Source organism: Pseudomonas sp. HMWF006, assembly GCF_003061205.1.
GTDB lineage: Bacteria > Pseudomonadota > Gammaproteobacteria > Pseudomonadales > Pseudomonadaceae > Aquipseudomonas > Aquipseudomonas monsensis.
Window position 1 is genome coordinate 1 of record NZ_QAIU01000381.1, and the last position, 10,380, is coordinate 10,380.

At 61.8% G+C, this 10,380-nt stretch carries 12 protein-coding genes; 4 read left to right on the top strand and 8 right to left on the bottom strand.

Going from position 1 to position 10,380, the window contains the following annotated elements:
* The 5 genes from DBR24_RS15705 to DBR24_RS15725 all read right to left on the bottom strand — a co-directional run.
* Positions 1-479 (bottom strand): AbrB family transcriptional regulator (locus tag DBR24_RS15705; protein ID WP_177490575.1); only part of this gene is annotated, 479 nt, incomplete at its 3' end.
* Positions 472-1,986, bottom strand: a complete 1,515-nt coding sequence (locus DBR24_RS15710) for a tripartite tricarboxylate transporter permease (RefSeq protein ID WP_128615218.1) — start codon at positions 1,984-1,986, stop codon at positions 472-474. The genes DBR24_RS15710 and DBR24_RS15705, both read right to left, overlap by 8 nt.
* A gap of 1 nt (position 1,987) precedes the next feature.
* Positions 1,988-2,446, bottom strand: a complete 459-nt coding sequence (locus DBR24_RS15715) for a tripartite tricarboxylate transporter TctB family protein (protein WP_128615219.1) — start codon at positions 2,444-2,446, stop codon at positions 1,988-1,990.
* Positions 2,447-2,502: 56 nt separating this feature from the next.
* A complete protein-coding gene (locus DBR24_RS15720) occupies positions 2,503-3,480 on the bottom strand; it encodes a tripartite tricarboxylate transporter substrate binding protein (protein WP_128615220.1) in 978 nt (325 codons plus the stop codon).
* 39 nt (positions 3,481-3,519) lie between these two features.
* Positions 3,520-4,812: an OprD family porin gene (locus DBR24_RS15725; RefSeq protein ID WP_123465453.1), complete on the bottom strand. Its 1,293-nt coding sequence runs from the start codon at positions 4,810-4,812 to the stop codon at positions 3,520-3,522.
* A 236-nt stretch (positions 4,813-5,048) separates the two neighbouring features.
* Between DBR24_RS15725 and DBR24_RS15730 the strand changes: the two genes are divergently transcribed.
* Together DBR24_RS15730 and DBR24_RS15735 are read left to right on the top strand one after the other, a co-directional pair.
* Positions 5,049-5,720: a response regulator gene (locus tag DBR24_RS15730; protein ID WP_034153139.1), complete on the top strand. Its 672-nt coding sequence runs from the start codon at positions 5,049-5,051 to the stop codon at positions 5,718-5,720.
* Positions 5,713-7,098 (top strand): sensor histidine kinase, encoded by a 1,386-nt coding sequence (locus tag DBR24_RS15735; RefSeq protein ID WP_123465455.1) that lies wholly within the window; start codon positions 5,713-5,715, stop codon positions 7,096-7,098. Before DBR24_RS15730 ends, DBR24_RS15735 begins: the two co-directional genes overlap by 8 nt.
* 108 nt (positions 7,099-7,206) lie before the next feature.
* Here DBR24_RS15735 and DBR24_RS15740 read toward each other — a convergent pair whose 3' ends face one another.
* Positions 7,207-8,028, bottom strand: coding sequence for an HDOD domain-containing protein (locus DBR24_RS15740; protein WP_123465457.1), 822 nt, complete (start codon positions 8,026-8,028; stop codon positions 7,207-7,209).
* Positions 8,029-8,064: 36 nt separating this feature from the next.
* Positions 8,065-9,006 (bottom strand): folate-binding protein YgfZ, encoded by a 942-nt coding sequence (locus DBR24_RS15745; RefSeq protein WP_128615221.1) that lies wholly within the window; start codon positions 9,004-9,006, stop codon positions 8,065-8,067.
* A 150-nt stretch (positions 9,007-9,156) separates the two neighbouring features.
* Here DBR24_RS15745 and DBR24_RS15750 point away from each other — a divergent pair, with 150 nt between their 5' ends.
* A complete protein-coding gene (locus DBR24_RS15750) occupies positions 9,157-9,411 on the top strand; it encodes a succinate dehydrogenase assembly factor 2 (protein WP_095049216.1) in 255 nt (84 codons plus the stop codon).
* Positions 9,395-9,847, top strand: a complete 453-nt coding sequence (locus DBR24_RS15755) for a protein YgfX (RefSeq protein WP_128615222.1) — start codon at positions 9,395-9,397, stop codon at positions 9,845-9,847. The genes DBR24_RS15750 and DBR24_RS15755 overlap by 17 nt, the downstream gene beginning before the upstream one ends.
* Here the strand turns inward: DBR24_RS15755 and DBR24_RS32340 are convergent.
* A partial coding sequence (locus DBR24_RS32340) for an FAD-binding protein (protein WP_256591536.1) occupies positions 9,816-10,380 on the bottom strand: 565 nt, incomplete at its 5' end. The two genes, DBR24_RS15755 and DBR24_RS32340, sit on opposite strands and share 32 nt — an antisense overlap.

A 10,380-nucleotide genomic window follows, 5' to 3' on the forward strand; every position in this document is an offset into this window, starting at 1 on the left:
GCCGGCACACACAGCACCACCACCAGTACCCGCAGACTCTGCCCCGCCGCGACATGGCTGAGCATCGCGCCATTGCGCGCACCGAGGTTGACCATCTCTCCGGAACCGCCGGGCATGCTGGAGAAGAATGCCGTGGCGCGATCTTCGCCGGTGCGGCGCATCAGCCAGACGCCGACTACCGCCGACAGACTGGTGACCAGCGCACCGAAGAAGATCAGACCGAAATGACTGAGCACCTGCTCCATCACCACCGGGGTGAAGTGCAGGCCGATACCGATGCCGACGATCCATTGGCCGCATTTGCGGCCGCCGGGGATTTCCGTGAGCTGCCAGGGCGTCAGGCAGCGCACCAGGATGATCGCCAGCAACGAGCCTACCATCCACGGTAGCGGCCAGCCGATCTGACTGGCGAGATAACCGCCGAGCAGACCGACCAGCGGGGTGCCCCACCAGGATTTGAGCGCGGAGCGATCAAACATCGGCAATGGCGCGTTGCGCAGCCGCACGCTTGCGCCAGATACGGATGATCGGCATCAACAGCATGATCCCTGTCAACACCCAGACGCCGAGAGTGATCGGGCTCGACCAGAGGATTTCCAGCGCACCGTTGGAGATCGACAGGGCGCGACGCAGGTTCTGCTCCATCAGTTCGCCAAGGATGAACCCCAGCAGCAGCGGCGACAGCGGGAAGTCCAGCTTGCGCAGTATGTAGCCGAAGATGCCGATACCGATCATCAGGAACAGGTCGAACGTGGTGGCGTGCACCGCGTAGACGCCAATCCCGGTGATGATCGCGATGACCGGCACCAGAGCCCAGTTCGGCACGGCGAGAATGCGGGTGAAGATGCGGATCATCGGGATGTTGAGGATCACCAGCATGATGTTGGCAATGAACAGCGACGCGATCAGGCCCCAGACGATGTCCGGTTGTTGCTGGAACAGCAGCGGGCCCGGGGTGATGTTGTACAGCGACAGGGCGCCGATCATCACCGCCGTGGTACCTGAGCCGGGAACGCCGAGGGTCAGCATCGGTACCAGAGCGCCGCAGGCTGCGCCGCCGATCGCGGTTTCCGGCGCGGCGAGGCCACGGGCATCCCCTTCACCGAACTTGCCGCTGGCGCCGGCCAGACGTTTCTCGGTCATATAGGCCACGGCACTGGCGAGCGTCGCGCCGGCACCCGGCAACACGCCCATGATGAAGCCCAGCACGCCGCAACGGACGTTGACCACGAACACCGACGCCGCTTCCTTGAAGTTGAACATCATCCGGCCGGTGGCTTTCACCGCTTCCTGGCCGTGGTGGGTTTTTTCCAGCAGCAGGAGAATTTCGCTGATCGAGAACAGGCCCAACACCAGCACCACGAACTGAATGCCGTCGGTCAGGTGAATGTTGTCGCCGGTAAAGCGGTACACACCGCTGTTGGCATCAATGCCGACCGTTGACAGGAACAGACCGATCAACGCCGCAATGAATGTTTTCAGCGGACGGTCACCGGCCATGCCGCCGAGACAGACGATCGCGAACACCATCAGCACAAAATATTCCGCCGGGCCAAAAGCAATCGCCCATTTCGCCAGCAACGGTGCGAAGAGGACCATGCCGCAGGTGGCGATGAACGCGCCAATGAACGAACTCCACGCCGACAGTGACAGCGCCACACCGGCCAGGCCTTTGCGGGCCATCGGGTAGCCGTCGAGGGTGGTCATCACGGTGGAGGCTTCGCCCGGAATGTTCAGCAGGATCGAACTGATCCGGCCGCCGTATTCGCAGCCCAGGTACACCGCTGCCAGCAGGATCAGTGCCGATTCCGGTGGCAGGCCGAGGGCAAATGCGATCGGGATCAGCAACGCCACGCCGTTGATCGGGCCCAGGCCCGGCAACAGGCCGACGACGGTGCCGATCAGCGTGCCGCACAGCGCGGTCACCAGGTTGTAAGGGCTCAGCGCGACGCCGAAACCCTGACCCAAATAGCCAAGAGTATCCATATCAGTTCTCCAGAACGCTGAGCAGGCCAAGGGGCAGCGGAACGTCCATCAAACGGTCGAACAGCAAGTAAAGACCGATGGCCATCAGGCTGATGATCACCACGCTCGGTACCCAGCGGCCGCCGTACAGGCGAGCCATCGGAACACCGGTGATGATGCTGGCGATGATGAAACCCAGCGGTTCGAACGTGCCGGCGAACACCAGCAGCAGGACGACGCAGATCGCGATCTTGGTCAGGGTTTCGCGATCCAGAGGCGGCTCGTCTTCGCTGTGTTTGATCGGTGCCGGGCGGAACACCATGTACAGCAGCGCCAAGCCCATCAGGCCGAGCATCAGCAGAGGGAAGGCGCGCGGGCCCACCGGTTCGTAGGAAAAGGCCGCTTGGTACGGCCACGCCATCAGGGCCAGGCCGGCACAGACCAGCAACAGCACCGAGGCGAAAATGCGTTGAATAAGCATGGGAGCTCCTGTGCCGCGTCCCCGCAACCGGGAACGCAGCCGCTAGACAGAGGCGATCACTGGATCAGGCCGAACTCTTTGGCCAGCACTTTGTAGTCCGCGACCTGCTTCTTCACGTAGGTGTCCAGTTCCGGGCCGGTCATGGCGAACGGGAACAGTTCACGCTGATCGCGCAGCTTGGCGAAATCCTCGGAGGCCAGCAGTTTGTCGAACGCGTCTTTCCACCAGGCGTAGTCTTCGTCGCTGACTTTCGGCCCGAGGTAGAAACCGCGCACCACTGGCCAGACGATGTCGTAGCCTTGCTCGCGAGCGGTCGGAATGTCTTTCATTTCCGGTTCGTCGAGGCGCTTGTCGGCAAACACCGCGAGCAGGCGCATGTCGCCACTCTGGATGTGCGGCATGGAGTCGGAGATGTCGGTACTGCCGACTTGAATGTGACCGCCGAGCAGGGCAGTGGCGATTTCGCCGCCGCCTTCGAGCGCGACGTAACGCAGGTCGCGCGGGTTGATCCCGGCAGCCTTGGCGATCAGTGCGGTTTGCATCCAGTCCTGGCTGCCGACGGTGCCGCCGGAACCGATCACCACCGAGCTTGGATCTTTCTTCAGGGCCTGAACGAGATCGTCGAGGGTCTTGTAGGGCGAATCGCTTTTGACCGCGATGGCGCCGTAGCTGGTGCCGACCGCTGCCAGCCAGCGCACGTTGGTTTCATCGAAACGACCGAACTTGCCCTGCGCCAGGTTGAGCAACGAGCCGCTGGACCACGCCACCAGTGTGCCGGCGTCGGCCGGACGCTGGGCGACCACGGCGTTGTACGCCACCGCGCCGACACCGCCGGGCATGTAGGTCACGCGCATCGGTTTGGTCAGCAGTTTTTCGTTGACCAGCGCGCTTTGCGCCAGTTTGCAGGTCAGGTCGAAACCACCGCCGGGGGAGGCGGGGGCGATGCATTCCGGACGTTTCGGTTCGGCCATGAGTTGGCCGGCGAACAGCATGACGCCAGCGGCTAGAGCAACTTTACGCAGTGATAAGTTCATCTATGTCTCCTTGGGAGTTGTTGTTATGGACGTACTGAATTACCAAAGGGCAACGCTATAGCTCACCAGCAAACGCACTTCGTCTGCATCGCGAGCGGAGTAGTTGGAGCGGTAGGTGGCATTCCTCAAACGCACGGCGACATCCTTCAAGGCGCCGCTTTGTACTACGTATTTGATCTCGGTATTGCGCTCCCACTCTTTGCCTTCTTCGCCGTTCTTGAGCTTGATGTTGTCACCGCTCAGGTAACGACTCATGAAACTCAGGCCAGGAATGCCGAGTTTGGCGAAGTCAAAGTCGTAGCGCGCCTGCCAGGAGCGTTCTTCAGCGCCGGCGAAGTCGTTGATCTGCACGAAGTTGACCAGGTACGGGTCGCTGCCATCGACATACGGGAAAGCGCTGTCGCCGGACATGTGCTGGTAGCCGGCGCTGAATTTGTGGCCACTCAGGGCGTAGCTGACCAGACCGTTGAGCGAGCGGTTGTCGATCTTGCCGCCACGGGCCGCGCCCTGATCATCGCTGACCGCAAAGCGCAGGTCGGTGGCAAACGTACCGGGGCCCATCGGACGCGAGGCGACCAGGCCGAAGAAGTGCTGGTTGTAGACTTCGTCGAGTTGGGCGAAGTGGTAACTGCCGGTGATCTTGTCGGTGAACTTGTAATCGACGCCGCCAAAATCGAAATGCTTGCCGACCGCAGTGCCGGCGAAGCGGCTGTTCTTGTTGTTGAGGGCAATGTCCTCGAAGTCGGTGCTGTCACGGTCCTTGGCTTTTTCCAGGCGGCCACCGGTGAACGTCAGGTTCTTGATTTCTTTAGAGGTCAGCAGGCCGCCTTCAAAGGTCTGCGGCAGGATGCGCCCGTCGTTCGGCTTGAGGATCGGCAGCTCAGGAATCAGGCTGCCGACTTTCAGTTCAGTGGCAGAGATTTTCATTTTCCCGGTCAGGCCGACCTTGGAGTATTCGTTGGCGGCGCGCCCGTCATCGTGGGTCGGCAGCAGGCCGGTGCCGGTGCGGTCCGGGCTCGAATCGAGTTTGACGCCCAGCATGCCCAACGCATCGACACCGAACCCCACAGTGCCGTCGGTGTAACCCGACTGCAGGTTGAGCATGAACCCTTGTGCCCATTCATCCCGCTTGCTTTGCTGGGCACTGGTGCCGTCGCGAAAGTCGCGGTTGAAGTACATGTTGCGGGTTTCGAAAGTGGCGGAACTGTCTTCGATAAAGTCGGCGTAGCTCAGCGGCGAAAAACCGGCGAGGGCGGCGGCACTGGCGAGGGTGGCGTGGCTGAAGCGGGAAGGGCGAACAGGCGTGGACGCCTGAGGCTGCACGGACTGCATGCGGGTGTACTCCGTTTATTGTTCTTATTGGTCGAAAACGCTTCGAGGCGTTTTTCTTTGCGCTGTGTGGCATCAGCGACGGCAGTCGGGACTGTCCGTAGCACGACTCTAACGGGCTAACCTTTCACTAACCTTTCAGCTGGCTTTCACGGTTTTCGGGCTTCACAGCTGCGGTGGCGGCTGTAAACTCCGCGGCAAAGCGTGGCGTCGGCCATCCCTGAACGAGGTAAAAAACCATGCGTGTTCTGCTCGTCGAAGACCATCTGCAACTGGCCGAAAGTGTCGCTCAGGCGCTCAAGAGCACCGGTCTGACCGTGGATGTGTTGCACGATGGCGTGGCCGCCGATCTGGCGCTGGGCAGCGAGGAATACGCGGTCGCGATCCTTGATGTCGGCCTGCCACGCATGGATGGTTTTGAAGTGCTGGCGCGTTTGCGGGCACGCGGGAAAAATCTGCCGGTGCTGATGCTGACGGCGCGCAGCGATGTGAAGGATCGCGTGCACGGGTTGAATCTAGGCGCTGACGATTACCTGGCCAAACCGTTCGAACTGACGGAACTGGAAGCGCGGGTCAAAGCCCTGTTGCGGCGCAGTGTGCTTGGCGGCGAGCGGCAACAGCGCTGCGGTGTGCTGGCCTATGACCTCGACACCCGGCGTTTCACTCTCGGCGAAGAGTTGCTCACGCTGACCTCCCGCGAGCAGGCCGTGCTGGAAGCCCTGATCGCCCGGCCGGGCAGGGTGATGAGCAAGGAACAATTGGCCGCGCAGGTGTTTGGCCTTGATGAAGAGGCCAGCCCCGATGCCATCGAAATCTACGTGCACCGGTTGCGCAAGAAACTCGACGGCCAACCGGTGGCTATCGTGACCTTCCGTGGCCTCGGCTACTTGCTGGAAAGCCGCGATGCATAAGCCCAGCAGCCTGCGCTGGCGGTTACTGTGGAACCTCGCGTTGCTGCTGGTGGTGCTGATGCTCGCCAGCGGCTTGAGTGCTTACTGGAATGGTCGCGAAGCCGCCGACACAGCGTATGACCGCACGTTACTGGCTTCGGCGCGGACTATCGCGGCGGGCTTGTCGCAACGCGACGGCACCCTGAGTGCCGATGTGCCTTACGTGGCGCTCGACACGTTTGCTTACGACAGCGCCGGGCGGATTTATTACCAGGTCAATGACATCCATCAGAAGCTGATTTCCGGTTATGAAAACCTGCCAGGCCCGCCGCCCGGCACCCCCAGAACCGATGATTATCCGGCTCTGGCGCGCTTCTATAACGCGACCTACCGCGGGCAGAACGTGCGTGTGGTCAGTCTGTTGAAAGCGGTCACCGAGCCGAACATGAATGGCATGGCGGAAATCCGCGTGGCCGAAACCGACGAAGCCCGGGTCAGCATGGCCCGCAGTCTGGCGGCCGACACTTTGTTGCGCCTGGGCATGCTGGCGATCGGTGCGTTGCTGTTGGTGTGGTTTGCGGTCAGTGCCGCGTTGCGTCCACTGGAGCGTTTGCGCACCGCGGTGGAGGAGCGCCAACCCGACGATTTACGTCCGCTGCCATTAGTGGAAGTGCAGCATGAACTGTGGCCGCTGGTGCGCGGCCTCAATCATTTCACCGAGCGCCTGCGGGGGCAGTTCGAACGGCAGGCGCAGTTTATCGCCGATGCCGCCCACGAATTGCGCACGCCGCTGGCGGCGTTGAAGGCTCGGCTGGAGCTGGGCCTGCGCTCGAATGATCCGCAAACCTGGCACAGCACGCTGGAGTCGTCAGCGCAAAGCACTGACCGTCTGACCCATCTGGCCAATCAATTGCTGTCGCTGGCGCGGGTCGAAAACGGCGCGCGGGCGATTGCCGAGGGCGGTGCGCAGTTGCTCGATCTGAGCCAGTTGGCCCGCGAGTTGGGCATGGCCATGGCACCGCTGGCGCACAAACGCGGGGTGGCGCTGGCGCTGGAGGCGGACGAACCGGTGTGGCTGCGCGGTGAGCCGACGCTGCTGAATGAATTGCTGAGCAATCTGGTGGACAACGCACTGGCCCACACGCCGCCGGGCGGTAATGTGATTTTGCGGGTGACGGCGCCAGCGGTGCTTGAGGTCGAGGATGACGGACCGGGGATCCCGCTGCAGGAGCGCGATCGAGTGTTCGAGCGCTTCTACCGGCGTAATCAGCAGGTGGCCGGTTCAGGGCTGGGGCTGGCGATTGTCGGGGAAATCTGTCGCGCGCACCTGGCGCAGATCACGTTACATGATGGCGAGCAGGCGGGGCTTAAAGTGCGGGTCAGTTTTATTGCCGGCTGAGTTGCCGTGGTTTGTCATGACTTCTTCGCGAGCCAGCCGGCTCCCACAGACGAATGCTGTCTCCTGTGGGCGCGGGTTTGCTTGCGAAGGGGGCGTCTCGGTTTCGGATCAGTAAAACATCGTCCGCGATTCTTCCAGATCCGCGCACAGCGCCTCGTTCTCCGGATCAATCCCCAACTTGCGAAATGCCGGAACGCTGAGCGGATCAATCCGCCCAAACGGATGGTCGGTGTCCTTGTGGCAGTACAGGCTCGCCACTTGCACCAGATCGACATAGTCGATGGTCGTCGAATCGCGCTTGAAGTCCTGATAACGCCCCGGCAATTCCACCAGCCGTTCAGGAAACTCCCAGACACGCAGCAACTTGTCGCCCAGCAGCGGGTGAATGTGATCAATCACATGGTTGAGGCTGACAGGATCTGACAGCAGTTCGTAATGGTCTTCGGCGTAGGTCAGAATCGGCAGTACGCCAATCTGATGCACCAGCCCGCCCAACGCGGCCTGATCGGGCTTGAGCTGGGTGTAGCGCCGACACAGCGCGTAGCTGACACCGGCGATCTCCAGACTCTTGCGCCAGACTTCACGCATCTTCTGTTCAACCACCTCGGAGCGGGCGTGGAAGATTTGCTCCATCACCAGCCCGATTGCCAGGTTGCTGCTGTAGTTGATACCCAGGCGGGTAATGGCGGTGTGCAGGTCGGTGACTTCCTGTGCAGCCCGCAGCAGGGGGCTGTTGACCACTTTGATCAGACGCGCCGACAGCGCCGTGTCTCGGCCGATCACTTTGCTCAGGTCGCTGACGCTGATTTCCGGGTCTTCAGCGGCCTTGCGAATCTGCAGGGCCACTTCCGGCAACGTTGGCAGAACCAGGTCATCGTTATCGATGGCCTCAACCAAATCCTGTTGGACCTTTTCCGCCAGTTCGCTCATTTAGACTCTCTAGGGTGTTGCAACCAAACGCTGCGATCAGCGCTGGATTTCGCGGTCGCGATCCAGTTCGTAGGGCAAATCGAGCAAATGCAGGGCGGGCCCTTCGAGGCTGCCCATATGCAGGTCGCCCGCTTCGGTAGCTTCGGCCTGCAGCACCGCCAGTAGTTCAATGTTTTGCCCGGCGTGGGCAGCCAGCACCACTTCACCGATGGAGCTGTTGTGGCTCGGTGCGAACAGCGGGGTGCCAGGCTCTGGCAATTGGGCAGTGTCGAGGCTCAGTCGATACAGGCGGCGCTTGAGTTTGCCCAGGTACTGCATGCGCGCGACGATTTCCTGGCCGGTGTAGCAGCCTTTCTTGAAACTTACGCCGCCGACGGCTTGCAGGTTGAGCATTTGCGGGATGAACAGCTCGCGGGTGGTCGACATGACCTGGCCGATACCGGCGCGGATCTGGCCCAGCAGCCATTGATTCAGCCCGGCTTCGGGCAGGGCTGCGGCCAGTCTGGCTTTGCTCGCATCGGCCTGATCGGCCGGCGCCCAGAGTTCGGCGCGCTGCGGCGAGACGCGAATGGCGATCAATCCTTCGTTGCGCACGACGCTGTCGGTTTCGGCTGGCAGATCGAGGCCGAGGCTGGTCAGGGCGGTATCGCCATGCTCCAGGCCAAAGCGCACCCAGGCCGCGCTTTCGTCGGTGAGTTTCGATTTGGAGAACACCGCGTACTTTTTCAGGTCCGCCAGTTGCGGCTCCAGCAGCTCGCTGGCCATCGCCAGCACCACGCCGTCACCCTCGAGCAGGATGCGGAAGCTCGACTGCATCCGGCCTTTCTGCGTGCAGCGGGCGCCGAGGCTGGCCCGGGTGTCGCTCAGGTAATTGATATTGCAGGTCAGTTGGCCTTGCAGGAATTTTCCGGCATCCGCGCCGCGAACCGCGAGAACGCCTTCATGAGACAGGGTGCAGAAAAAAGCAGAATCGGCCATGGGTCATCGCAGGGTAAATAGACTGGGGCACATCATAAGGGCGCGTTGTTGAAATGGGTAGTTGATAAAGGATCGGTGGTGCCCGACCAAAGCCGACTGTGCGGCCCGCGCCGGGCCTGTATACTTGCCGGCAAATTTGAGGAGGGCCCCATGGTCGAACAAGTTGAACTGAATCGCCTCTTTTGGCACAGCCGCCGCGGCATGCTTGAGCTAGACGTGTTGCTGGTGCCGTTCGTGAAAGAGGTTTATGCCGATCTGAACGAGGTCGATCGCGCATTGTACGTTCGCCTGCTGGAGTGTGAGGATCAGGACATGTTCGGCTGGTTCATGGAGCGCAGCGAGTCTGAAGATCCTGAGCTGCAGCGCATGGTTCGCATGATTCTGGACCGTGTTCAGCCCAAGTAACTCGTTCGAATGCCGCTGGCACGCCTCAAGGCAGTTGCTGGCGGTGTATCTGTCGGCCCAGGCGTTCGCACTGGGTGCCTTGTTTCTGCTTTCGATTCCGCTCTGGGCCAGTGTGCTCGGGGCTTTCGCCTGTCTTGCGCACGCTTTTCGGGTGCTGCCAAGGCAGATTCTGCTGAGCCATCCAAGGGCGTTTCGAGGGTTGCGTCGGGATGCCGATGGCTGGCAACTGTGGAATCAGGCCGATGGCTGGCAGGCTGTCCAACTGCGCCCGGACAGCCTGGCGCTGCCACTGATCGTGGTGCTGCGCTTTCGTTTGCGTGGGGAGTGGCGGGTCAGATCGGTCTGCGTACCGCGTGACTCGCAGGCGGCGGACTTGCACCGACGCCTGCGGGTCCGGCTCAAGTTCAGCCGACGTAGGTGGGCGGCACCAGAATAGTGTCGAGCGCCTCGGGCAGCAGGTCGGGATAGTCGAGGGTGTAATGCAGGCCGCGACTTTCCTTGCGCTCCATCGCTGAGCTGATCATCAGTTCGGCGACCTGGGCCAGGTTGCGCAGCTCGATCAGGTCGCGGCTGACTTTGTAATTGCTGTAGAACTCGTCGATTTCGTCCAGCAGCAGGCGCACACGGTGCTGAGCCCGTTGCAGGCGCTTGTTGGTGCGCACGATACCGACGTAGTCCCACATGAACCGCCGCAATTCGTCCCAGTTGTGCGCGATGATCACGTCCTCATCCGAATCGGTCACCTGGCTGGCGTCCCACACGGGCAGGGCGCTTGGCGCGGCGACATCATCCAGTTGCGCAACGATGTCGGCTGCAGCCGAGCGCGCATACACGAAACATTCGAGCAGCGAGTTGCTGGCCATGCGGTTGGCGCCGTGCAGGCCGGTGAAGCTGGTTTCGCCAATGGCGTACAGGCCCGTGACGTCGGTGCGGCCATTCTGGTCGACCATCACCCCGCCGCAGGTGTAG

What these genes read in the sequence shown, in the direction of transcription:
- DBR24_RS15750 (WP_095049216.1), top strand. Translation starts at nt 9,157, where the DNA reads ATGGTCGAACAAGTTGAACTGAATCGCCTCTTTTGGCACAGCCGCCGC.
- DBR24_RS15735 (WP_123465455.1), top strand. Translation starts at nt 5,713, where the DNA reads ATGCATAAGCCCAGCAGCCTGCGCTGGCGGTTACTGTGGAACCTCGCG.
- DBR24_RS15710 (WP_128615218.1), bottom strand. Translation starts at nt 1,986, where the DNA reads ATGGATACTCTTGGCTATTTGGGTCAGGGTTTCGGCGTCGCGCTGAGC.
- DBR24_RS15720 (WP_128615220.1), bottom strand. Translation starts at nt 3,480, where the DNA reads ATGAACTTATCACTGCGTAAAGTTGCTCTAGCCGCTGGCGTCATGCTG.
- DBR24_RS15745 (WP_128615221.1), bottom strand. Translation starts at nt 9,006, where the DNA reads ATGGCCGATTCTGCTTTTTTCTGCACCCTGTCTCATGAAGGCGTTCTC.
- DBR24_RS15730 (WP_034153139.1), top strand. Translation starts at nt 5,049, where the DNA reads ATGCGTGTTCTGCTCGTCGAAGACCATCTGCAACTGGCCGAAAGTGTC.
- DBR24_RS15715 (WP_128615219.1), bottom strand. Translation starts at nt 2,446, where the DNA reads ATGCTTATTCAACGCATTTTCGCCTCGGTGCTGTTGCTGGTCTGTGCC.
- DBR24_RS15740 (WP_123465457.1), bottom strand. Translation starts at nt 8,028, where the DNA reads ATGAGCGAACTGGCGGAAAAGGTCCAACAGGATTTGGTTGAGGCCATC.
- DBR24_RS15725 (WP_123465453.1), bottom strand. Translation starts at nt 4,812, where the DNA reads ATGCAGTCCGTGCAGCCTCAGGCGTCCACGCCTGTTCGCCCTTCCCGC.